This window comes from Actinomadura violacea (assembly GCF_017573465.1).
Classification (GTDB): Bacteria; Actinomycetota; Actinomycetes; order Streptosporangiales; family Streptosporangiaceae; genus Spirillospora; species Spirillospora violacea.
Window position 1 is genome coordinate 221,975 of the sequence record NZ_JAGEPF010000006.1, and the last position, 22,941, is coordinate 244,915.

At 70.7% G+C, this 22,941-nt stretch carries 23 protein-coding genes; 10 read left to right on the top strand and 13 right to left on the bottom strand.

The window, feature by feature from the left end:
* Positions 1-135: 135 nt before the first annotated feature.
* Together J4709_RS10805 and J4709_RS10810 are read right to left on the bottom strand one after the other, a co-directional pair.
* Positions 136-279 carry a hypothetical protein gene (locus J4709_RS10805; protein ID WP_208239710.1) on the bottom strand — a complete coding sequence of 48 codons (144 nt, stop codon included), beginning with the start codon at positions 277-279 and terminating at the stop codon, positions 136-138.
* 35 nt (positions 280-314) lie between these two features.
* On the bottom strand, positions 315-707 hold the full coding sequence (locus J4709_RS10810; protein WP_208239712.1) for a tautomerase family protein: 393 nt from the start codon (positions 705-707) through the stop codon (positions 315-317).
* A gap of 111 nt (positions 708-818) precedes the next feature.
* On the opposite strand from J4709_RS10810, the gene J4709_RS10815 reads away from it, so the two are divergent.
* Positions 819-1,673: a LysR family transcriptional regulator gene (locus tag J4709_RS10815; protein ID WP_208239713.1), complete on the top strand. Its 855-nt coding sequence runs from the start codon at positions 819-821 to the stop codon at positions 1,671-1,673.
* Between the two features lie 73 nt (positions 1,674-1,746).
* On the opposite strand, the gene J4709_RS10820 is transcribed toward J4709_RS10815, so the two are convergent.
* From J4709_RS10820 to J4709_RS10835, 4 genes are all read right to left on the bottom strand, one after another.
* A complete protein-coding gene (locus J4709_RS10820; RefSeq protein WP_208239715.1) occupies positions 1,747-1,929 on the bottom strand; it encodes a hypothetical protein in 183 nt (60 codons plus the stop codon).
* A 110-nt stretch (positions 1,930-2,039) separates the two neighbouring features.
* The gene (locus tag J4709_RS10825; protein ID WP_208239718.1) at positions 2,040-2,183 is read right to left on the bottom strand and encodes a hypothetical protein; all 144 of its coding nucleotides are present in this window, start codon (positions 2,181-2,183) and stop codon (positions 2,040-2,042) included.
* 903 nt (positions 2,184-3,086) lie between these two features.
* Positions 3,087-4,631: an FMN-binding glutamate synthase family protein gene (locus J4709_RS10830; protein ID WP_208239720.1), complete on the bottom strand. Its 1,545-nt coding sequence runs from the start codon at positions 4,629-4,631 to the stop codon at positions 3,087-3,089.
* A gap of 559 nt (positions 4,632-5,190) precedes the next feature.
* Positions 5,191-5,862, bottom strand: coding sequence for a TetR/AcrR family transcriptional regulator (locus tag J4709_RS10835; RefSeq protein WP_208239722.1), 672 nt, complete (start codon positions 5,860-5,862; stop codon positions 5,191-5,193).
* 75 nt (positions 5,863-5,937) lie between these two features.
* Here J4709_RS10835 and J4709_RS10840 point away from each other — a divergent pair, with 75 nt between their 5' ends.
* Positions 5,938-7,122: an FAD-dependent oxidoreductase gene (locus J4709_RS10840; RefSeq protein WP_208239724.1), complete on the top strand. Its 1,185-nt coding sequence runs from the start codon at positions 5,938-5,940 to the stop codon at positions 7,120-7,122.
* 248 nt (positions 7,123-7,370) lie between these two features.
* Positions 7,371-9,047 (top strand): serine/threonine-protein kinase, encoded by a 1,677-nt coding sequence (locus J4709_RS10845; RefSeq protein WP_208239726.1) that lies wholly within the window; start codon positions 7,371-7,373, stop codon positions 9,045-9,047.
* Positions 9,048-9,612: 565 nt separating this feature from the next.
* On the opposite strand, the gene J4709_RS10850 is transcribed toward J4709_RS10845, so the two are convergent.
* Positions 9,613-10,185: a TetR/AcrR family transcriptional regulator gene (locus tag J4709_RS10850; protein WP_208239728.1), complete on the bottom strand. Its 573-nt coding sequence runs from the start codon at positions 10,183-10,185 to the stop codon at positions 9,613-9,615.
* A 100-nt stretch (positions 10,186-10,285) separates the two neighbouring features.
* On the opposite strand from J4709_RS10850, the gene J4709_RS10855 reads away from it, so the two are divergent.
* Positions 10,286-11,455, top strand: coding sequence for an FAD-dependent monooxygenase (locus J4709_RS10855; RefSeq protein WP_208239730.1), 1,170 nt, complete (start codon positions 10,286-10,288; stop codon positions 11,453-11,455).
* A gap of 135 nt (positions 11,456-11,590) precedes the next feature.
* On the opposite strand, the gene J4709_RS10860 is transcribed toward J4709_RS10855, so the two are convergent.
* The 4 genes from J4709_RS10860 to J4709_RS10875 all read right to left on the bottom strand — a co-directional run bounded on the left by J4709_RS10860 (position 11,591) and on the right by J4709_RS10875 (position 15,732).
* Positions 11,591-12,832 carry an RNA polymerase sigma factor gene (locus J4709_RS10860; protein ID WP_307801148.1) on the bottom strand — a complete coding sequence of 414 codons (1,242 nt, stop codon included), beginning with the start codon at positions 12,830-12,832 and terminating at the stop codon, positions 11,591-11,593.
* Positions 12,829-13,152, bottom strand: a complete 324-nt coding sequence (locus J4709_RS10865; protein WP_208239732.1) for a YciI family protein — start codon at positions 13,150-13,152, stop codon at positions 12,829-12,831. The genes J4709_RS10860 and J4709_RS10865 overlap by 4 nt, the downstream gene beginning before the upstream one ends.
* 147 nt (positions 13,153-13,299) lie before the next feature.
* Positions 13,300-14,136, bottom strand: a complete 837-nt coding sequence (locus J4709_RS10870) for an LLM class flavin-dependent oxidoreductase (protein ID WP_208239734.1) — start codon at positions 14,134-14,136, stop codon at positions 13,300-13,302.
* Between the two features lie 168 nt (positions 14,137-14,304).
* Entirely contained in the window at positions 14,305-15,732 is a 1,428-nt protein-coding gene (locus J4709_RS10875; protein WP_208239736.1) for an MFS transporter, read from the bottom strand.
* A 174-nt stretch (positions 15,733-15,906) separates the two neighbouring features.
* Between J4709_RS10875 and J4709_RS10880 the strand changes: the two genes are divergently transcribed.
* From J4709_RS10880 to J4709_RS10890, 3 genes are all read left to right on the top strand, one after another.
* Positions 15,907-16,575 carry a LysR family transcriptional regulator gene (locus J4709_RS10880; RefSeq protein WP_232383337.1) on the top strand — a complete coding sequence of 223 codons (669 nt, stop codon included), beginning with the start codon at positions 15,907-15,909 and terminating at the stop codon, positions 16,573-16,575.
* A 25-nt stretch (positions 16,576-16,600) separates the two neighbouring features.
* A complete protein-coding gene (locus J4709_RS10885) occupies positions 16,601-16,825 on the top strand; it encodes a hypothetical protein (RefSeq protein ID WP_208239740.1) in 225 nt (74 codons plus the stop codon).
* A gap of 367 nt (positions 16,826-17,192) precedes the next feature.
* On the top strand, positions 17,193-17,396 hold the full coding sequence (locus J4709_RS10890; RefSeq protein ID WP_208239742.1) for a hypothetical protein: 204 nt from the start codon (positions 17,193-17,195) through the stop codon (positions 17,394-17,396).
* Positions 17,397-17,722: 326 nt separating this feature from the next.
* Here J4709_RS10890 and J4709_RS10895 read toward each other — a convergent pair whose 3' ends face one another.
* Positions 17,723-18,919 carry a lipase family protein gene (locus J4709_RS10895; protein ID WP_208239743.1) on the bottom strand — a complete coding sequence of 399 codons (1,197 nt, stop codon included), beginning with the start codon at positions 18,917-18,919 and terminating at the stop codon, positions 17,723-17,725.
* Positions 18,920-19,198: 279 nt separating this feature from the next.
* Here J4709_RS10895 and J4709_RS10900 point away from each other — a divergent pair, with 279 nt between their 5' ends.
* Positions 19,199-19,771: a TetR/AcrR family transcriptional regulator gene (locus J4709_RS10900; RefSeq protein WP_208239744.1), complete on the top strand. Its 573-nt coding sequence runs from the start codon at positions 19,199-19,201 to the stop codon at positions 19,769-19,771.
* 47 nt (positions 19,772-19,818) lie between these two features.
* Here J4709_RS10900 and J4709_RS10905 read toward each other — a convergent pair whose 3' ends face one another.
* Entirely contained in the window at positions 19,819-20,478 is a 660-nt protein-coding gene (locus J4709_RS10905; RefSeq protein WP_208239745.1) for a TetR/AcrR family transcriptional regulator, read from the bottom strand.
* Positions 20,479-20,609: 131 nt separating this feature from the next.
* On the opposite strand from J4709_RS10905, the gene J4709_RS10910 reads away from it, so the two are divergent.
* Together J4709_RS10910 and J4709_RS10915 are read left to right on the top strand one after the other, a co-directional pair.
* Entirely contained in the window at positions 20,610-21,923 is a 1,314-nt protein-coding gene (locus J4709_RS10910) for an acyl-CoA dehydrogenase family protein (RefSeq protein ID WP_307801151.1), read from the top strand.
* 31 nt (positions 21,924-21,954) lie between these two features.
* A complete protein-coding gene (locus J4709_RS10915; protein ID WP_208239747.1) occupies positions 21,955-22,941 on the top strand; it encodes a phosphotransferase family protein in 987 nt (328 codons plus the stop codon).

A 22,941-nucleotide genomic window follows, 5' to 3' on the forward strand; every position in this document is an offset into this window, starting at 1 on the left:
CGGTCGGCAAGCGTGGCCGGAGCCTGGAGTTCCACCCCGGCGCGGTCACCGCATTCGTCGAGGCGCGGCACGGACGCGCGCCCGTGGTGCTGCTGCGGGCCGGTCCGCATGTCGCTGGCGATGGCCGTCAGCCGGTCAGCGGCGAAGTACGCCGAGCGCCGCGGCCGTCTGGAGCAGGTCCATCCCGAACACCAGCGATCCGACACCGTGCAGTGGCGTGAATTCCCGCCGGTCCCGCTCGGTGTCGGATTTGACCGCCCACGGGTTCCAATCCGCCATCGACCCCGCCCCTTTCATGTACCCGATCGTTCCCCTCAGCCCTGCTGCACCGCGTACTGCGCGATGCCATGGCCGAACGACCAGTTCTCCGGCAGTACTTCCACAAGATTGATGAACACGTCTTCGGGGCGTACGCCGGGGTTCGCCTGCAAGAGTTCGACGATGCGCAGGTAGAGCGCCCGCTTCTGGGCGAGGCCGCGCGTGTTGTTGGCGGTGATCCGGATGATGACCACCTCGTCGCTCCGTTCGACGCCGTAGTAGGTGGGGCTGACGCTGAAGGTGCTGCTGTCGTGCTCGGTGATCGTCATGAAGCGGTCGTCTTCCGGCACGTCGAAGGTCTCCCGCATGGCGCGGTAGACGCCCTCGAAGAGGGCTTGGTGGTACTCGGCGGACTTGCCTCGCCGCAACGACACCTGGACCAAGGGCATGGTCTGACTCCGTTCCTCGGGACGGTTCGCAGCGTAGCCATCACTTGATCATTCAAAAAAGTCATCTTAAAATATTTCAGCCATTAAATATTTCAATGATCGGTGTGACCGATGAAGATGCTCGCCCTGGACGCCGTGCAGGCCTTCGTGCTGACCGCCGAGATGAAGAGCTTCACGCGTGCGGCGGAGGCGATGGACTCCACGCAGTCCGCCGTCAGCCTGAAGATCAAGCGGCTGGAGGACGTCTTGGGCCGCCGCCTGCTGGACCGCACGCCCCGCCTGGTCCGCCTGTCGCAAGACGGCGCCGCCTTCCTCGGGCCCGCACGTGAACTGCTGGCCGCCCACGCGGGCGCGCTGGGCTCGTTCGGCGTCCAGCGGCAACGCCTATCGATCGGCATGAGCCACCACGTCGTCGGCGCCGAACTGCCCCACCTCCTGCGCCAGATAGGGCGAGCGGAGCCAGACCTGACGCTGGAGGTGAGAATCGCGAGCTCATGGGAGCTCCTTGACCTGTTCGACAGCGGTGCGCTGGACGCGGCCATCGTGCTGCGCCACGAGGGCCGCCGCACGGACGGTGAAGTCCTGATGGAGGAGTCCTTCGGCTGGATGGCCTCATCCGACTTCGAACACCGCGCCGGCGAGCCTCTGCGCCTCGCCCTGCAGGCCGAGTCATGCCATGTGCACGAGATGGCGGTGACCGCGCTGAACGAAGCGGGCATCGCCTGGGAAGAGGTGTTCGTGGGCGGCGGCATCGCGACCATCGGTGCGGCCGCGGCAGCAGGCTTGGCCGTGGCGGCGCTCAGCCCGCGCGTGGCCCCACCCGGCACCATGGACATGGGCGAATCACTCGGCCTGCCCGCGCTGCCCGCCCGCAGTGTCGTCCTGCAATCACGCCCGTCCGAGCCGGCCGCTCACAGGGCGCTGCGCACCTTCGCCTCCGCCCTGCGCGCCACAGCGGGACACTGATCGCCACCACGGCAGGATCAACGCGGTTTGGGGCTCGTGCGCGCTTCTACCGGCACGCCTTGTACGGTCGAGTTCAGGCAGGTGCAACGACCTCTGCCTGGCAGGCGAGGCACATCAGTGTGTACTCCACCACGTGGCGCTGCTTGAACCGCTGACCCAATTCGACGGTGCACTCGTCGCACTCAGGGCACGACCAAGGGCCGGGCTCGCCCTGCTTCGCCGAACGGACGATGCGATTCCATTCATCGTTACTCATCCCGGGATTTTAGGGCTCTCCGGCGCCCCGCTCCCGAAGTTGGCCCCGGCCCCAAGGGTGATCGGGAGACCGTTCTCCTCCGTCCACGCGCGGATGCGGGCGACTCTGCGTCACGGCCGGTCTTCCCCATCGAGGGACGCGGCCCGCGTGACAGGCGACGCGGCGGGCCAGAACCGCAGCGCGGGCATCGGTTCGCGGCTGATCACCTGGGTCAGCTCGACACCGCGCCCCATGGTGAGGAACGGCGTCTCCATCACGTCCCCGTCCGGTGGGGGAGGCGTGTCGTGTGCTTCGAGGACGACGTTTTGCGGGTCGGTCGTGGTAGCGAGAACCCATCCGTTGCCGGCTCCCGCGAGGACGCTCTTGGGCCATCCGGTGAAAGCGCCCCCATCCAGACGGGCCCTTGCCTGCTGAACGTCGAGGATCGGTTGGCCTTGGGGCGCTGGGCGCGGTCTTGGGCGGGCACGCCTGCAGGCGGCCGCGCCTTCGCTGGAGCTGCTGGGAAATGGTCGCGGTGCCGTGCTCCAGGTCCACGTCCACCCAGCGCAGCCCAGCCGCTCACCACGCCGCAGTCCGCGCAGCGCGATCAGGTGGTAGGCGGCGCCCGCGGATGGCGTGCAGGAACGCGGCGGTCTGCTCGGCGGTCCACACCGCCACCGCCGGACGCTGCCCGGCGCGTTCCACGCGGGCGGCGGTCCACACCACCGCGCGGCCGTCATCCCCAGCGCCGCCAGATTCTCGGCGATCAGCTTTTCCCTCTTGGGACGACGGGCTTGATGCCCGGCGGCCGCATCGGCTGTGCCGACACGGGAGGCCTCGCGGCCGCCGTTACGCGTGATCACCCGGGACGCAGTCGAGGCTGGACGGCCCAGCGGCGATGCCCCGCGAGATCTCCTCGCGTTCCTCAGCCGGCAGATGCCGCAACGACCGACACCGCGGAGGACTCTTCAGCCCACCGGCCAGGAAGCGCCGCACATGCTGCGACTGCGCTCCCATACCCCTGGCGATGCAGCCCAGCGACTCTCCGCTACGCCATGTCGTGATCACCTCGGCGGGGTGCCCGTGGGGTTTGGGTAGGTGAGGACGGCACCGCCTGGTGCCGCGCGTGTGCTCTGGGCAGGGGAGCGCTGAGCGCGGTGTGTGTCGTTGTCGGCGCGTCAGACGGCCGGTTTCTGGGCGGAGGCCGGGTCGGTGGTGATCAGCGCGGTGATCTCGTCGGCGAGGTGCGGGCCGAGTTCGCCCCAGCCGTCCTTGTAGTCGTAGACGCCGGCCAGGGTGCGGGCCTCGTAGTCGCCGTTCATGATCTCGATGTCGTTGGCGGTGATGAGCGCCGGGTGGGCGACGCCGACGGCCGAGGAGACCTTGATCAGCTCCCTGCGCAGGGTGCGCAGGTAGACGGCGGCCCGGGTGGCCTTCGAGGCCGGGTCGAGGCCGCGGGCCAGCCACGGGTTCTGGGTGGCGATGCCGGTGGGGCACCTGTCGGTGTGGCACTTCTGCGACTGGATGCAGCCGATCGACATCATCGCCTCACGGGCCACGTTGACCATGTCGGCACCCAGGGCGAAGGCGACCGTGGCGTTCTCGGGCAGGCCGAGCTTGCCGGAGCCGATGAAGGTCACCGCGTCGGTCAGCCCCAGTTCGGCGAAGGTGCCGTAAACGCGGGAGAAGCCCATGCGGAACGGCAGCGCCACCGAGTCGGCGAAGATCCGCGGCGCTGCCCCGGTGCCGCCCTCACCGCCGTCGATGGTCACGAAGTCGACACCACGGTCACCGCGCGCCATCAGCGTGGCCAGCTCCTGCCAGAAGGCCATGTCTCCTACCGCGCTCTTGACCCCGACCGGCAGACCGGTCTCGGTGGCGAGCAGTTCGACGAAGTCGAGCATCGAGTCGACGTCGCTGAACGCGGTGTGCCGCGACGGGGAGGCGCAGTCCTTGCCGGGCGGGATGCCGCGGATCCCGGCGATCTCCTCGGTCACCTTCGCGCCGGGCAGCATCCCGCCCAGCCCTGGCTTGGCGCCCTGGGAGAGCTTGATCTCTATCGCCTTGACCGGGGCGCCGGCGACCACGTCCTTGAGCTTGCCGAGGTTGAAGCCGCCGTCCTCGTCGCGGCAGCCGAAGTACCCCGTACCGATCTGAAGGACGAGGTCGCCGCCGTTGCGGTGGTACGGCGAGAGGCCTCCCTCGCCCGTGTTGTGCATCGTGCCCGCCAGCGCCGCCCCCTGGTTGAGCGCCGTGATCGCCGCGCCGGACAGCGATCCGAAGCTCATCGCCGAGACGTTCACCACGCTCGCCGGCCGGAACGCCTTGGCGCGCCCGCGCGGCCCGCCCAGCACCTTGGCGGAGGGCAGTGGGGCCTGCGGGTCATGCGCGTCGGGCAGCGTGGCGGCGAACGTGCGCTGCTTCACGTAGGCGTGCCCCTGGACGTGCTCGACGTCGGTCTCGGTTCCGAACCCGAAGTAGTTGTTCTCCTCCTTCGCCGACGCGTAGATCCAGGCGCGCTGGTCACGACTGAACGGGCGCTCCTCCTCGTTGGAGGTCACGATGTACTGCCGCAGTTCGGGCCCGATCGTCTCCAGCAGGTACCGGGCGTGCCCGACCACCGGGAAGTTCCGGAGCAGTGCGTGCTTCTTCTGGATGAGGTCGCGGGCGGCCACCAGCGCCAGCGCTGTTGCGGCGGCCGCGCCTATGCTCCGGGCGCGCATGAACGTTCCTCCTTGATGCATGACTCCATCGCCGAGCAATGGACGTCGTTGTGTTGTGTTGGGCGACGGGCAATGGGCAATCAGGTGTCAGCGTCGGTCAAAGAACGCGAAATGGTGTCGCTCAGCATAGGGGCGATCAGGACATTCAACGGTCGTTCGATGAACACGGGCCCAGGCGGACGCCGGGAGACGGTGCGCCTGCCGAAATTGCGTCCACGCAGGTGAAAGGCGTGGAGGGGTGCTCGGGTGCCGTGCTTGAGCTGCTGCGAAACAGGCGGCGGCAAGAGGTCGCCGCGGGATGATGGGCGGCTGTGTTCTCGCGACCGGCCTACTTGACCGCGGCGAGCGCCTTCGCGGTCCTGCGTCTCCTGCCGATGTCCGATCGGGAGAAGGACGCCGAGGTTTTGGTACTGCGGCACCAGATCACCGTGCTGGAGCGCCGACTCGGCGGCGCACGGGTGCGGTCCACCGTCCCCGACCGGGCATCTGTCCGGGCTCGACCTATCGTGATCACGGGTTCGGTGCCACGGCGTGCCCGAGACGGCGCCCTCCGTGGACGTCACCGGGTGAAGGTCTGAAGGAGGCGGAGCGCGGCGGCGCGGACCTCGGTGCGGCTGAACGGAGCGCCTGGCAGGCCGACGACGTGTTCGTGGAGGAGACCGTCGAGGCAGGCGAGGAGCAGCGGCGCCTGGGCGGCGGGGAGCGGGATGCCCCAGGCGGCGAGGATGCCCTCGATCAGGGCGCGGTGGCGGTCGGCGGCCTTGGCCAGGACGGCGCCGAGTTCGGGACGGCGGGTGGCCTCCAGGACCAGTTCGTAGCGTGCCAGGGTGCGTTCGCGCCCGGTGGTGGCCAGGTGCTCGACGAGCCCGGCGACCAGGTCGGCGATCCCGTCGAGCGCCGCCGGCCCGTCCGGGGCCGTGGCCGCGCCGTCCGGGGCTGTGGCCGCCCCGTCCGGGGCCGTGCTGCCCGGGGCTGTGGGCGCGCCGGCGCCGGCGTCGATGTCGGCGAGGTCGGTCTCGGCGAGCCTTTCGACCGCCGCCTGGAGGAGGGCCTGGCGGGTCCGGAAGTAGGCCGAGCAGGTCCCGGGCGGCAGGCCGGCGGTCTCGTCGACGGCGCGGTGGGTCAGCCCGCGCATGCCGGAGCGGGCCAGGGTGCTGATCGCGGCGTCGGCCAGCAGCCTGCGCCGCGGCGTGCCCAGCGTCGGCGGTGTCGGTGGTGTGCTGTCCGTCACTTTTCCTCCCCAGCTCTTCTGCAAGTGTAGAAGAACCCGGTTTTCTATAGATGTAGAAGAGCGGGGGATGATGCGATGTCCGAGGAGCTGCCCGGCCGCACCGACGTGCTCGTCGTCGGTGCCGGGCCGGTCGGTCTGACGCTGGCCACCGCGCTGGTCCGGGCCGGTGTCGAGGTGGTGCTGATCGACAAGGCGCCCGCCGCGGCGACGACCTCCCGCGCGGCCGTGGTGCACGCGCGGACCCTGGAGGTGCTGCGCGCGATGGACGTGACGGACGGCCTGGTCGAGCAGGGTGTCGCGGTGTCCCGGTACACCGTCCGCGAGCACGATCGGCCACTGCTGAGGATCGACTTCGGTTCGCTCCCCACCGACTACCCGTTCGCGCTGACGGTCCCGCAGACCGTCACCGAGCAGGTCCTCAGGGACCGGCTGCGCTCGTCCGGCGGCCGCGTGCTGTGGGCGTGCGAGCTGGCGCACATCGCGCAGGACGAGGACGAGGTCGTCGCCGGCACGGCCGACGGGCGCACCATCCGGGCCCGGTACGCGGTCGGCGCGGACGGGATGCACAGCCTCGTCCGCGACCGGGCGGGGATCGCGTTCACCGGCGACACCGCTGCCGAGTCGTTCGTCCTGGCCGACGTGCACATGAACTGGGCCGAGGCCGAGGCCGGCGACGAACAGAACCTGTTCTTGTCCGCCGCGGGCACCGTGCTCGTGGTGCCTTTGCCCGGGGGCCGGCACCGCGTCGCCGCCGCGGCGGAGGGGATGCCCGCGGCCCCCGACCTCGGGCACGTACAGGCGCTGCTGCGCGAACGCGGCCCACGGGCGCACCCGGCCACCGTCAAGGACGTGGTGTGGAGTTCCCGCTTCCGGGTTCACCACCGGCTGGCCGACCACTACCGCGCCGGACGGCTCTTGCTGGCCGGGGACGCCGCGCACGTGCACAGCCCCGCCGGAGGCCAGGGGATGAACACCGGCATCCAGGACGCAATGGATCTGGCGGGCAGGTTGACGGCGGTGATCCGCGACGGCGCCGACGACACCGTCCTGGACGGATACGAAGCCGAACGACGGCCCGTCGCCGAACACGTCATCTCGTTCACGCGCAGGATGACCCACCTCGCCACCGTGAACAGCGCTCCCCTGCGGGGGCTGCGCAACACCGCGCTACACGCCCTCGGCCGGTTCCCCGCCGCGCGCCGGTCCATCGCGATGAGCCTGTCCGAACTGGCCGCCGATCCGGTCAGACCACGGCGATGACGTGCCAGCCCCCGGAGGCCGGCATCCAGACGATGGATCTGGATCTACCGCGACAAAAGCTTGGTCACGATGGACCCGGCCCCGATCGGCGAATGGCTCGGTATCGGCCGCCTTGCGCCCGCCGAGTGGGCGGACGCCGTGCTCCCGCTGCCACATCTCCCGGGGCATGGCACTGGCACTCCGGTCGCAACCTGGAATGACGACGACTGAGTCATCACCTTTGGCAGGTGTTGATGGGAGGAAGCACGTTGCAGAACGAGCCGGGCCCCAAGGCCGGTCTGCTCCTGCGAGACCGCTACCGATTGGAGCAGCCGATCGGGCGGGGCGGAATGGGCCAGGTCTGGCGTGGCACCGATCTGCGGCTGCGCCGGCCGGTGGCCATTAAAATCCTCCCTTCCGATCTGGCCGCCGACCAGAACTCCCTGGCCAGGTTCCGGCGGGAGGCGGAGACCGCCGCGGCACTCCAGCATCCGGGCATCACCGTCGTGTTCGACATCGATGACGGCCACGCGGAGGCGGACGGCACGACGATGTTCCTGGTGATGGAGTTGCTCGAAGGGCAGGACCTTCGCGCGGTCATCAGGGCGTCGCCGGGAGGGCTGCCGGTCGCGCGGACGGCGTCGTTCGCGACGCAGATCGCCGACGCCCTGGCCGCGGCGCATGCACGCGGCATCGTCCACCGCGACATCAAACCGCACAACCTCATGGTGCTGGCGGACGACCGGATCAGGATATGCGACTTCGGTATCGCACATCTGGCAGGCGGCGCGACGCGCCTCACTGCGCAGGGCAGTTCCATCGGCACTCCCGCCTACATGGCGCCCGAACAGTTCCGCGGCGAGCCGCTCGGCGTCCAGACCGACCTTTACGCGTTGGGCTGCGTGATATACGAGATGCTCACGGGTTCACCGCCATTCGGTGTGGACGGTGACCTGCATGCACTGATGTACCGGCATCTCAACCAGCCGGCCCCTGCGCCGCGCTTCAAGCGGCCGGAGACGCCCGAATACCTCGACCGCCTGGTATCGGACGCGCTCGCCAAGAATCCCGCCGACCGGCCGGGCAGCGCCCAGGCCGTCGCGGACTTCCTGCGTTCGAGGAACGACGCTCATGCCCCGGCGGCCACGCCCCCGCGGCTCGCAGTTCCCGGCGAAGCGCCCGCGTTTTTCGGCGAGCCGCCCGCGGCTCCCGAACCGGCGCATGCGCAGGCGCCCGGCACGCGTCCGCGGCAGACCGCCATCGGGCGCCGGCGAAGGGCCCTGATCGCGGGTACGGCCGGCCTCGCGGCGGCGCTGATCGCTGCGGGCGGCTTTCTTCTGCTGCGCGATTCCGGACACGACCGGCCGGAAGCCGGCTCGTCCTCACCATCCGCCGCGAAGCCGAGCGGCGGTGCCTCGTCCACCACGCAGCAGCCGGCGCCGACGGACGGTACGGTCCCGGTCGGCGGTACGGACCCGACCGGCCTCGCCGCCCCCCGCCAGACCTTCAGGATCGGGCAGACCGCCAAGGTGCCCTTCGCCAACGGCGGCAACGAGAAACTCGCCATCACCGTCACCTCGATCGAGAAGGCCCCGGCCTCCGACCTCGCCGCCTTGAAGGCACACGGCAAGGAGACCGACGGTGCGGTGCTGTTCTATGCCAGATACTCGGCCAAGAACCTGGGCGGCGGAGTTTCTGACATGGGGGGCACCACTCCAAATATGGAGGGTGTGCTCCAGGACGGGAGGACGATCCTCTCCGACCTGGTCTTCGGCTTCTCCCAGTGCAGCGGCGAGGCGCCCAACGGTGAACTCCCGGTCGGATCCTCATACCAGGCGTGTGCACTTTTTCTCGCACCGTCCGGGGGGACGGTGACCGGCGTCGAATGGGTCCAGAGCGGAACCGATAAATACGCGGATCCCAACGGCGTCTACTGGAAGCAATGAGTGCGAAACATTGTGCGTGTCCTGGCGGCAGGCCCGTACCGGTCCCGCGCGGTGGCCTGAGATTCGTTGCCATTGGCGTGGCGTTGAAGGCACGCTGATTTCTAGATCTCGGAGTCTGGGCCGGAGCTGATCAATGGTGGCTGTCGGCTGCTCACGGTCATCGGGCGAGGGGCCATGGCGATCTGGCGTCGTCCGGCCGAGGATCTTGCCCGGGGCTGGCCACCAGCTCAGCCGGGCGGTGAGCGGGAACCGGTAGTCGTCCAGGTCATGCTGGTCTAGCAGGGAGGGTGATGACCGGACTGCGCCCAGCCTGGACCCGTGCGGGGTGCCGCGCCGGGCGATGACCGGTTTGGTGCCCTTGGCCCAGACCAGGCGCCGGTACTTGTCGTGGTCGTAGCCGCGGTCGGCCAGCAGTTGCCCGGGTCTTCGCCGAGGCCGTCCGACCCGGCCCCGGGCCGGCGGCCCCGCCTCCAGGAGCGGCATCAACTGGGTGACGTCGTCCCGGTGTGCAGCACGCACAAGATCTCGCACCACACCCGGCGGTCCTCGCCGTCCGGCATGGCGCTTACGGCGCTCCACCTTCGGCGGCAGCGGCTCGATCCGCTCCCACAGTGGGGTTGTTCGGGGTGGAGAGGCCGTCCATGAAGACAGTGAGGTAGGCGTCGGTGAGGCCGGGGTCGGTCCGGGCGACGGCCAGGGCGGTGGCGCTGGTGAGGGCGGTGGTGGCCGGAAGGTCGAGGTCGGTGCGGATCTGTCCGCTGCGGCGGGCGCCTTCGATCATCTTCTCGACGGCGCCGGCGAGGTCGGCGCGCAGCGCGGTGGTGAGGGGCAGGTCGAGGCCCGTCAGCTGGTCGTTGACGGCGTGGTGGGCGGCCTGGAAGGCGATCAGTTCGCGCAGGAAGGCGCGCAGCGCCTGGTAGGGCGTGGTTTCGGCGATCAGGTCGCGGGCGCGTTGGACGACGGGTTCGAGCAGGCGGGCGACGGCGGCGTCCAGCAGGGCGTCCTTGCCGCCGAAGGCGCGTACGACGGTGCCGGCGCCCAGTCCGGCGCGCTCGGCGATGGCCCCCACGGTCAGGGACGCCCCCGGCTCGGCGAGCAGCGCCATGGCGGCGTCGAGGGCGAGGTCCCGGTTGCGCACGGCATCGGCTCGGCGTGCGGGTGTTGACAACTGGAATGCCCCTTCCACATAATCATCTGGAACCTGCGTTCCAGTTCAGTCCAGTGTAGAGGAGCCTCCCATGAACGAGCGGATCCTGATCTCCGGAGCCAGCATCGCCGGCCTCACCCTGGCCCACTGGCTGGCCCGGCACGGCTTCCGGCCCACCATCGTCGAGCGCGCCCCCGAACTGCGCACCGGCGGCAACGGCGTGGACGTACGCGACGACGCGGCCACGGTCATCGAGCGGATGGGCCTGATGCCCCGGGTGCGGGAACTGGCCGCCGACGTCCACGGCATGAAGTTCGTCGACGCCGCCGGCCGCGCCGTCGCCCGGATCGACACCCGCGCCGCCGGCTCCGTGGAGATCATGCGCGGCGACCTGGTCGCGCTGCTGCACGAGGCCACCGACGCCGAGATCATCTTCGGTGACTCCATCAGCGCCGTCGAGCAGGACGACGACGGCGTGACGGTCACCTTCGAGCACGCGCCCGCCCGCCGCTTCGACCTGGTCATCGGCGCCGACGGGATGCACTCCAACGTGCGGCGGCTCGCGTTCGGCCCGGAAGAGCGGTTCATCCGGCACAAGGACCACTACTTCGCCTTCGGCAACGCCGACGCCGCCCTCGGCGAGGACCGCTGGGTGACGATGTTCAACACGCCCGGCAAGATGACCGGGATCTACCGGTCGGGCAACCACGACCAGGCCAAGGCGTACTTCATCTTCCGCTCCGGCCCGCTGGACTACGACCACCGCGACACCGCCGAGCAGCGCCGCCTGATCGGCGAGGCGTTCGCCGGCCAGACCTGGGCCCCCACCCAGGCCCTGCTCGACGCCGCGCTCGCCGACCCCGACCTCTACTTCGACTCCCTCGGCCAGGTCCACATGGACTCCTGGTCCAACGGCCGCGTCGCCCTCGCAGGCGACGCCGCGTGGTGCGCGTCCCCCGCCTCGGGCGCGGGCGCCGAACTGGCCATCGTCGGCGCATACCGGCTGGCCGGCGAACTGGCCGCCGCCAACGGCGACCACCGGGTCGCCTTCGCCCGCTACGACGCCGTCCAGCGGCCACTGGTCGACAAGAAGCAGCAGATCGGTCCCAACGTGGGTCTCATGGTGCCGAAGACCAACGGCGGCCGCCGCGTCCGCGACGCCCTCGTCCGGCTGTCGGTGATGAAGGTCGCCGGAGCGGTCGAGCGCCGCCTCCAGGCCCGCACCGCCCGGCCCCTGCCCGACTACCGCCGCGCCGCCTAAGGCCCGGTACGCCCCCCCGGGGAAGCGACGCCGCACAGCCGACGATCTAGCGACAGTCATCACCGCCCACCCAAGACGAGACGCAGGATCACCACCAAGCCCTCGGCCGGCGGCATGAGCGGACGTCTGGGGCTGCTATCCCAGTTGGTCGCGGCGGCGGGTCAGGTGGGCGGTTTCGGCGGTGTTGCCTGCCAGTTCGATGGCCTTGTCGTACGCGGCGCGTGACTGCCGGCTTCGGCCCAGCCGGCGTAGCAGGTCGGCGCGGGTGGCGTGGTAGGCGTGATAGTCGGCCAGCTTGTCTTCAAGGCGGTCGACGGCTGCCAGCGCCACGTCCGGGCCGTCGAGTTCGGCGACCGCGATGGCCCGGTTGAGGGCGATGATCGGTGAGGGGTCCAGGCCGACGAGGCGGTCGTAGAGGGCGAGGATCTGTGACCAGTCGGTGTCGCGGATGTCGCGGGCGGAGGTGTGCACGGCGTTGATCGCGGCGAGGATCTGGTAGCGGCCCGGGGCGGCTCCGGCGGCGGCAGCGGCGAGGCGCTCGCGGACGAGCCGGTGGCCCTCGGCGATCAGGGCCGCATCCCAGGCCCCGCGGTCCTGCTCGGCCAGGGGGACCAGTTCGCCGCCGGCCGAGACCCGGGCGGTGCGGCGGGCCTCGGTGAGGAGCATCAGTGCCAGCAGGCCGGCCACCTCGCCGTCGTCGGGCAGGAGAGCCCGGATCAGGCGGGTGAGCCGGATCGCCTCGGCGGTCAGGTCGTGGCGTATCGGGTCGGTGCCGGGGCCGGTGGCCAGGTAGCCCTCGTTGAAGACGAGGTACAGGACGGCGAGCACGCCGGACAGGCGTGCCGGGAGATCCTCGGCGGACGGCATCCGGTAGGGGATGCGGGCCGCCTTGATCTTGGCTTTGGCGCGGGTGATCCGCTGCTCCAGGGTGGTCTCCCGGGCGAGGAAGGCGCGGGCGATCTCCGGCACGGTGAGACCGGCGACCAGCCGCAGCGTCAGCGCCACGCGGGCCTGCACGGCCAGCGCCGGGTGGCAGCACGTGAAGATCAGCCGGAGCCGGTCGTCGTCGATGGCGCCGACCGGCCCGGGCGGGTCGTCGTCGTACACCGCCTGCGCCTCCTTGTGCTTGTCGTCGCGTTTGTTCTCGCGCCGGATCCGGTCGATGGCCTTCCGGCGGGCGGTGGTGGTCAGCCAGCCGCCGGGGTTGGGTGGCACGCCGTCGGCCGGCCACCGCTCGACGGCGGCCGCGAACGCCTCGGCGGCCGCCTCCTCGGCGATGTCGAGGTCACCGAAACGCCTGGTCAGGGAGGCGACCACCCGGCCCCATTCCTCGTGGTGGGTGCGAGTGATCGCCTCCTGGACGTCGACGTCGTTCACAGGAACGGCCGCACCTCGATCTTCCGGTCGCAGACCTTGGACGCCTCGGCGGCGAGCTTGAGCGCCACGTCCAGATCGGGGGCCTCCCACACCCAGACGCCGGCGAGGTACTCCTTGGACTCCACGAACGGCCCGTCGCTGAACACCGCCTGCTCGCCCCGGTTGTCGATGACCGTGGCCGTGTCGGTGTCCGCGAGCCCGCCTGCGAAGACCCAGTGCCCCTCGGCGATCAGCCGTTCGTTGAACGCGCTGATGGCGGGCTGCCTGTCCGTGCTGCCGGGATCGCTCTTGTCGTCGATCACGGAAACCAGGTACCGCATCTGAAGATCATCTCCCGTGGTCGGGGGGACGGCCCGTGCGGGCCGCCGCACCCCGGTTGCGAACACCTCTGCCCCGATGGTCGTTCTACGTCGGAGATACTGCCAAGACCTGCACCGACGTGCCGCTCGTCCGGTTACCGGTCCCGCCTAATGTCCGGCCAGTTCGGCCACAACCGGAGCGAGCGCGTCGGCGGAGCCTGCACCGAAGACGAAGTAGGAGATCCCGAGCTCCTCCCGTCGCCGCCGGATCTCCTCGGCGGCCGCCGCCGGATCGTCCGGAAGCACCGCCAGCGAGTCCACCGCGCGAAGCGCCGCAGGGTCGGTGTCGGGGGACGCCATGAACGGCGCGACGGTATCGCCGATCACCGCCACGTGCTGCGCGAGTTCAATGTCCCGAGCGGCGAGGGCGCGGAAGTCGTGCACCACCCGGGTGATCTCGTCCCGGCCGTCTCCCGGCATCACCGCGAAGGCGACCGTGTCCGCGAGGTCGGCCGCCAGTGCCAGGGCCTTCGGCCCGCGCACGGCCATCACCACAGGCGTGTGCGAGCCGGGACCGTCGAGACCACGCAGCGCCGTCACGGTCTCGCGCACCTGGGCCAGCCTCTCGCCCGGTGGTACGACGGGCAGTCCCAGCTCGCGGAGTTCGTCTTCGATGCCGGGCCTGCCGGTGCCGATGCCCAACTCGAAACGCCCCTCGGTGAGCACCGACAGCGAGTGCGCCTCCCAGGCGGTGCTCCAAGCCGGGCGCAGCGGAGAGGCGTACACCCAAGAGCCGACCCGCAGGTCAGTGAGGGTCGCCGCGACGGCCAGCGTGGGGCCGGGGGCCGGCTGCCATCGCGGGACGTCGGGCATCAGCAGCGTGGAGTATCCGTTGCCGGCGATACGGCGCACTTGGTCTCGCCACGCCGGCAGATCCGTTGTGACCGGGGCAACGACCCCGAATCGGAAGGGCCTGGTTCCGCTGGTTGCCGTCGAATCGGTCATCGTTCCTGTCCTCGTCAGTAGTCGGGATGGCTTCCGGTCCTGTCGGCGCCCGGCCGCGCGCCGTGGTCGGCGCAGCGCGGTCGACGTCTCACCCCTGCTACGAACGCGCCTGCCCCGATCCGACACCGCCTCCCAAGAAATCTGCCGAGAATTTTCGGTGGCCGGCCGTCAGCGCGCGGCTCGCCTGATGCGCCCGGTGCCCCACCAGGCCACCACGGCGCCGAGGAAGTACAGCCCGGCGCAGGCCACCATGCCCACGTCGAACCCGCGGTCCAGCGCCTCCGGATTGTGGGTGGCGTCCTGAGGGAGGTTCGCCAGCGGCGGTAGCACCGCCACGACCAGCAGCCCGGCCGCGCGGGCGACGCCATTGTTGACGCCGCTGGCGATGCCGGCGCGGTCGCCGGCGACGGCGGACAGCACGGTGACGCTGATCGGGGCGGTGATCGCCGAGATGCCCAGGCCCGCGCCGAGGACGACGGGGAGCACCTCGGCCGGGTAGGAGGCGTCCGCGCCGATCCGCACCGCCAGCAGGGCCGCGGCCGCGCAGGTCACGGAGCCGGCCGTGAGCAGGGTCCGGGGGCCTGCGCGGGCGACGAGCGTTCCCGTGCGGGGAGACAGGACCAGCACGACGGCGGTGATCGGCAGCAGCGCCAGCCCGGTCGCCAGCGGCGAGTAGCCGGCGGTGATCTGGAGTTGCATGGGTAGTAGGAAGAACATCCCGGCGACCGCGCCATAGAGGCAGAATGACGCCAGGTTCGCCGCGCTGAACTCCCGGACGGCGAACAGCTCCAACGGCAGCATCGGCGCCGCGGCTCGCCGCTCGACCAGCACGAAGGCGGCCATCCCGAGCAGGCCGACCGCGGCGGCCGCCGCCGCGATCGGCCCGCCGCCGGGGGCGTCGGTGAGGCCGTAGGTCAGGCCGCCGAACCCGATCGCCGCCAGGACGGCCCCGGCCACGTCGAGGCGGCCGCGCTCGGCCGTCCCGCCGCCGGCATCGGGGACGTGCCGGGCCACCAGCGACGCCACCACCGCCGCGATCGGGATGTTGATCCAGAACACCCAGCGCCAGCCCGCGGCATCGACCACCACGCCGCCGAGCAGCGGACCGGCCGCCCCCGCCACCCCGCTCATGCCCGACCAGGCGCCGACCGCCCGCGCCCGGTCGTCAGAGTGGAACGCGGCCTGGATGAGGGCCAGCGACCCCGGCACGAGCAACGCGCCGCCGACGCCCTGCACCGCCCGTGCGGCGATCAGCCGGCCGATGTCCGGGGCGAAGCCGCCCAGCAGCGAGCCGGTCGCGAACAGGGCGAGTCCGGCCAGGTAGATCCGCCGCCGCCCGTAACGGTCCCCGAGCGCGCCGCCGAAGAGGATCAGTCCCGTCAGCGCCAGCGCGAACGCGTTCACCGTCCACTGCATCCCGGCCATGCCCGTGCCCAGGTCGCGCGCCATCGGAGGCAGCGCGACGTTGAGTACCGTGGTCTCCAGCAGCACCAGACCTGCGCCGAGCGCCGTCGCCACGACCACCCACCGGCCGGCGGGCTGCGAGAGCCGCAGCCCGTCCGAGGCGTCGACGGGCGTCCTGATCACCTGGGTCACGGGTCCTCCTCGGCGGCGCCGGCGGCGCGACCGGCTGCCCCGTCCACACCGAAATCCCTGCCTTCGAGCGTGCAGGGCGGCGAGATCGACCAGCAACACCGTTGTGTGCAACGATCGATGCCGGAACTGCATGGATCGTGACCGACCCGGGTCGGGTGACATCGATTGACGGACATGCGGCAACTGGAAGTCTTCCTGACACTGGCCGAGGAACTGCATTTCGGCCGTACCGCCGAGCGGCTCCTCCTCACCCAGCCCCAGGTGAGCCGGGCCGTGGCCGCCCTGGAACGCCACATCGGCGCACCGTTGTTCGAACGCACGAGCCGCCGCGTCCGCCTCACCCCGCTAGGGCGCCAGTTCCGCACCGAGGTGGAACCCGCTTACCGGATGCTGCAGGACGCTCTCCGCGACGCCCGTGCCGAGGCCGGCCAGATCGCCGGGACGCTGCGCATCGGTTTCCTTCTGCCGACCGGTGGAGAAACCCTCAACCGCCTGGTCCGCGCCTATGAGGCCCGCCATCCCGGAAGCCGGATCGCCCTCAGCCACATCCCTTATCGCGCCCTCTACGAACCGCTCCGGCGGAACGAGATCGATGTCCTGATCTCCTACCTGGTCCTCGACCCCCGCGAGCAGTCCGACCTGACCGCAGGTCCGGCGATCCACCACGCCTCCCGGGTACTGGCGGTCGCGGCCGCAGATCCGCTGGCGGGCCGGGACTCGATATCGATCGAGGACCTCGCCGGCCGCCGCACCGCCGCACGGCCGGCCCTGTTCCCCCGCGCCCTCTTCGACCACTTCATCCCACCCCACCCCCTCGGGCGAACCGATTCACCGCACCTATGACCTCGGCGACGACGATGCCTACGGGGTGGCGACGGCCGCGGTCGCGCGCGGACACATCGTCCATCCGAGTGTCGACGCCTTCACCGCGCAGCTCGCCCACCGCGACGACATCGCGCTCATCCCCATCCACGACTTGTCCGCCATGCCGATCGGTCCCATCTGGGCGACCGCCCGCGAGAACGCCCGAATCCGCGCTCTCGCCGACACCGCCGCGACATTCGCGGCGGCACGCGGCCGCCCGGCTTCGTAGGGCGAACGGTTGCGCATTGCCCGATCCCGGGACTGCTCACGCGCTCGGCATGCAGTTCGAACCTGCGAAGGCGCGGACGAGCGACGGCTCTCCCGAGTTCCGGCAGATGAGCGCCCATTCGAGGCCGGGCGAGACCTGTTCACCGACCGGGTCGGCCGATCGTCCAAGCACTTCGCCCGCGTCCAGCGCTTCGGCACGGTATTGGCCCGGGCGGGCTCCGCGAACTGGGCGGGCGGCGCCTCGGACACCGGTTACTACGACCAGGCCACTATGACGGCACTGCAACCGCATGAAGTACTGATCGCACCGCGCCGCCCGACGAAAAAAGGTTGGTCCCGAAAGGTGGAGTGTGCGATGAAGTGGCGCCATGGATGATGCATTGCAGGTGCACGAAGTCCCGTTCGAGACTCTCGTCCAGGAAACGTCGTCGGGGCTGGAAGAGCCCTGCCACCTGGTCATACGTGATCAGAAGACGTGGGACGAGCTCTGGCCCCGTGTGACGACCCGCAGGATGCCCGACCCGGCGGTGCCCAGAGAGGAGATCGGCGACTGCGGTCTGCCGGACGACTGAGGACTCAGGGCTTCGCGGGGTGATCGGTGGGGTCGGTGAGGGCGCAGCCGCCGGCGCTGTCGGTGTCGCCGCCGAGGGAGACGAATCCGTCCAGCACGGCACGGCCATCCAGCGTGCGACCCCGGACAAACCCACTCCTCTAGCCGGCGCGCAAGCCGTCTTCGTCGCCGCGAAGTGTGCTGACCGGTCCTCCGGGGGCCGGACGCCGCGGACCCGCGAGCGCCGCTGACCGGGTGTACGCCGGTCAGCGGCGGTTCATTCGCAGATCATCCACCTGCGCCGGGGCGGGCGCGTATTCGCCTGCCGGCCGGCACCATCGGCTCGTATCAGCTGCAGTTGCCCTGGGTGGGCTGGCCGGCGATGCGGGCGGCCAGCCAGTCCATCGCCGGGGCGGCTCCGGCGATGGCCCCGGCGGCGTGGTTGGCCAGCGGGATGGGCTGCCACTGGACGACGTTGCCGCGCGAGCACCAGTCCGCGCGCAACTGCTCGCCGAGGTCATAGGAGACGACCTCGTCGGAGGTGCCGTGGTAGAGGTACACCGGGTAGCCGGGGGCGCGGGTGCCGAGCTTGTCGGCGGCCAGGCGCTTCTGCCAGTCGGGTGATTCGATCGGATTGCGGACGGTCAGCTCGTCGAGGGACTTGCCGATGGTGGCGAGGGCGTCGTCGAGGATGCAGCCGCCGCGCAGCTTGGTGACGACGTCGCGGCCTTCGTCGGTGAGATAGCCGTCCAGGTTCAGTTCGGGGTAGGCGGCGTCGTGGCCGATGGCCACCAGGAGTTCCAGGCCGACGATTCCTCCGCCTGCGTTGGCGCTCTTCAGTTCGTCGGCGGGGACGCCGCCGCTGGCGATTCCCTTGATGTGCAGGTCGGGTGCGTAGGTGCGGGCGAGTTCGGCGGCCCATGCGCTGGCGTGGCCGCCCTGGGAGTAGCCCATGACACCGACCGGCGAGTCCGCCGTGACCCCTGCCTGCTGCGCCTGCGGGAGGCGCTGGGCGGCGCGGGCGGCGTCCAGGACGGCGGTGCCTTCGGGGCGTCCGACGAGGTAGGTGTGGTCGCCGGGGGTGCCGAGGCCCTGGTAGTCGGTGACGGCGACGGCCCAGCCGCGCTGGAGGGCGGCGTTGATCTCGCCGGCCTCGATGCTGGTGCCCTTGGGGAAGTTGGCCGAGGGGGCGCACTGGTCGGCCAGACCGACGGTGCCGACGGCGTAGGTGAGCAGCGGGCGGGTGCCGGTGCGGCCGTCGTCCGGGACGATGACGGTGCCGGAGACCTGGTCGGGGTTCCCGTTGACGTCGGTGGACCGGTAGAGGATCTTCCACGCGCGGGTGAGCGTCGGGAGCCCGGGCACCACGCGGAACAACGACGGCTCTGCGCTGATCAGGTCTCCCGGCCGGGCGCCGGCGGGCGCGGTCTGCGCGGCGGCGGCAGTGCCGGGAACGGCGAGGCAGGGTGCGGCCGCCGCCATGACGGCGACGGCGGCCAGTGCCAGCCGCCTCCAGGGCGTGGGCTTGTTGCCCGAGTGTTGCATGACTCTCCTTGGGGTGGTCGGCCCGCGCAGCCGTGGCGGACGTGCGTCGGCTCGGGCTTTGCGTGGGTGGTGGGCCGTGCGGCGACCCGGTGCGGTGCGCCGGGTGCCGTAATGAAACCGCCGTGCGCGCCGCATCACAATACTTGAATTTGGCCTCAAGTACATGTATCGCGGGCGCGCCGGGTCATGGCCCCGTGCACTTCGTCGTCAGGGCGAACTTGCCTCATTCATGACGGATCGGATGCTGATTGCTAGGGCTCGGCTTCATAGCGTGAGAACATGGAGCAATCGGCCGTCATGGACGTCGCCTCGCGCATGTTCGCCGAACTCGGCTATGACGGCACGTCGTTGCAGCTCATCGCGGACGCTCTGGGAGTCGGCGTCGACGAGGTGGTGGCGTCCGGCGGAGGCAAGCGTGAGCTGTACCTGGCGGCGATGCGGCGTGCCTTCGAGGAAGAGCAGGCGGTGATGCGGGCCGCGATGGACGACTGTCCTCCCGGCAGGGAGTGCCTGCACCACCTGACCGACGTGTACCTGGACTTCCAGCTCGAGCACCCCATCGGACACGCGCTGTGGATGCACCGGTGGGTGTTGGACGCCATCGACATCGGTGGCCTGGAGGACGAGTTCAGCCGCCCCCAGCTCCGGGCGGTCGCCCGGAAGGTCAAGGACCAGGTGCCGACCGACGTGAACGTCTCCTACCTGCTGGGGACGCTGATCTGGTGCGTCCACGGCTTCCTCGGGTCGGGCGTGATGGCGCGCGGGCAAGGAGTGCGCCGGGCCGACGACCCGACCGCCCGCCAGGAGTTCCGTGCCCACCTGCACCAGCTGATCGACAAGATGCTCGACTGAACGCACGCCGTCCCGCCCTCCGGTCCGGCGGTGGCCCGCGGACAGGGTCAGGGAGAGGGCTTCAGGCGCAGCGCGTTGGCCCAGAGCTTGTTGAGGGTGTCGACGAGGTCGTCGAAGGTGATGGGCAGTTCGGCGACGAAGACCATGTAGGCCATGCGGCTGACCATGGCCGACAGCGCGTAGGCGGTGACGAGGGGGGCGATTTCCGGGTCGGCCTGCCCGCGCTCCTGGAGTTCCCGGATCATCCTGGCGTTGCGTTCGGCGAAGGCGGTGCCGCGTTCGAGGCGGAGCCGGTGGAAGTTCTCGTTGATCTGGGCGACCTGCTCGAACAGGGCCATGAGGCGGGCGTTGCGCCGGTACATCTCCAGGTAGTCGCGGTTGGCGGCCTCGATGACCTCGCGCGGGTCGCTGACGCCGGTGCGTTCGCGCAGGTGCGGGTGGAGCATCTCCTCCTGCACCAGCTCGACCAGGGCGGCGAAGATCTCTTCCTTGTCGTTGAAGTAGGTGTAGAAGGACCCGGACGCGGCGCCGGCGGCCTTGGAGATGTCGACGATGCGGGCGTCGAGGTAGCCGTCGCGCTCGAACACCTCGCGGGCGCCCTGGATCAGCGCGTTGCGGGTGCGGACGCCGCGCTTGCTGCGCGGGGTGATGCGGGCCTGCCGCTCACCGCCGGCCGTCTGCCCGGGAGCCGTCTCTTCGGGAACCACTGCGGTCTTCGCCTCTGTCCGTTCGCACTCCGTCGCTCGAAGGCTAGCAGCGCGGCCTGCGAGGGCACGTCACTTGAACTTGAAGGCGGATTCAAGTAAAGATGACGGCACGCCTTCCGAGGGGAGCCTTCGTGGACCTTTTCACCGTCTCCGACCGGGTGCGCCGCTACCGCGACGACCTGCTGGAGTTCATGGACGAGCACGTGTACCCGGCCGAAGCGGTGTACGAGCGGCAGATGAGCGAGTCCGGCGACCCGCACCACCAGCCGCGGATCGTCGAGGAGTTGAAGGCCGAGGCCCGCCGGCGCGGCCTGTGGAACCTGTTCCATCCGCATCCGGAGTGGGGTCCGGGGCTGACGAACCTGGAGTATGCGCCGCTGGCCGAGATCATGGGCCGCAGCGCCCACCTCGCGCCGGAGGCCACCAACTGCGCCGCCCCCGACACCGGGAACATGGAGGTGCTCACGCTGTTCGGCAGCGACGAGCACAAGCGCAAGTACCTGCGCCCGCTGCTGGACGGGGCGATCCGGTCGGCGTTCGCGATGACCGAGCCCGGTGTCGCCAGCTCCGACGCCACCAACATCGAGCTGCGCATGGAACGCGACGGCGACCACTACGTCCTCAACGGCCGCAAATGGTTCGCCTCCAACGCGATGCACAAGAACTGCCGGGTACTGATCGTCATGGGCAAGACGGATCCGGACGCCGCGCCGCACCGGCAGCAGTCGATGATGGTCGTGCCCATCGACGCCCCCGGCGTCACGATCGTCCGCAGCCTCCCGGTGTTCGGGTACATGGACCGGGAGGGCCACGCCGAGATCCTCTTCGAGGACGTGCGCGTGCCGGTGAGCGATGTCCTCAAGGGTGAGGGCGAGGGCTTCGCGATCAGCCAGGCGCGGCTCGGCCCCGGCCGGATCCACCACTGCATGCGCGCCATCGGCGTCGCCGAACGGGCGCTGGATCTGATGTGCCGCCGGGCGGACGAGCGGGTCGTGTTCGGGCACCGGCTGAGCGACAGCGCCAACATCCGCGACTGGATCGCCGAGGCCAGGATCGAGATCGAGCGGACCCGGCTGCTCACCTTGAAGGCCGCCTGGATGATGGACACCGTCGGCAACAAGGCGGCGCGGGTGGAGATCGCCGCGATCAAGGTCGCCGCGCCGGGCATGGCGCTGAAGATCGTCGACCGTGCCATCCAGGTGCACGGCGGAGGCGGCGTCACCGACGACTTCCCGCTCGCCAACGCCTGGGCGCAGCTGCGCACCCTCCGCCTAGCCGACGGCCCCGACGAGGTCCACAAGCGCGCCATCGCGCTGCAGGAACTGCGCAAGCACCGCGACTCGGCCGACGCGCCGTGGGTGCCGGAGGTCCCGGTCGACGGTCCGGGGCGTCCGGCCGTGGTGGGCGGGGGCCGCCGCGGTGAACGCAAGACAGCCGGTGCTTAGCGTGGAGACGCTCGGGCCGGACGCTGGCGAGGTGACCGCCTGGATCGCCTCGCTGGGCATCGAGTTCCGGGGCGCGCTCCGCTTCGACCGGATCGGGCTGGGCCAGTCGAACCTGACCTTCGCGGTCGGCGACGAGCGGGGAGGGCGGTGGGTGCTGCGCCGTCCGCCGCTCGGCCGGCTGCTTCCCTCGGCGCACGATGTGGTCCGCGAGGCGCGGGTGCTGGCGGCGCTGGAGGGCACCGATGTCCCCGTCCCCCGGGTGCACGGCGTCCGGACCGACGGCGACGTCCCGATGGTGCTGATGGAGTTCGTGGACGGGCTCGTCCTCGACCGGCTCGAGGTCGCCGGCGCGGTGTCCCCGCTGTGCCGCCGTGCGATCGGGCTGGCGATGGCCCGCACCCTGGCCGACGTGCACGCCGTGGATCTCGGCGCGACCGGGCTGGCCGATGCGACCGGTACCAGGCCGTACGCCGAGCGTCAGCTGCAGCGCTGGTTCTCCCAATGGGAAAGATCGAAGACCCGCGAGCTACCCGAACTGGACAGGCTCACCGAGCGGCTGATGGACGCCGTTCCGCCGCAGCGGGAGGTCGCGTTGCTGCACGGCGACTTCCACCTGCGCAACGTGATCGCGTCCGGTGAGAACGGGAACATCGCCGCGGTCCTGGACTGGGAGCTGTGGACGCTCGGCGACCCGATGGCCGACCTCGGAACCCTGCTCGCCTACTGGCCGGAACAGGGCGAGGCCGCCGTCGACGTCCTTTCGGTCACCGCGCTGCCGGGCTTCCCGCGCCGCGACGACCTCGTGCGGACCTACCTCGACCGCACCGGCAGGGACCCGTCGGCCCTCGGCTTCTGGCACGCGCTCGCGCTCTGGAAGCTGGCGATCATCGGCGAGGGCGTGCTGCGCCGCGCCATGGACGACCCGCGCAACCGCGCCGCCGCCGGCACCCCCACCGCGGCACAGATCGCAGCGCTGGTCGCCGCGGCCGAGCACACCGCGGCGGACGCGGGTGTCTGA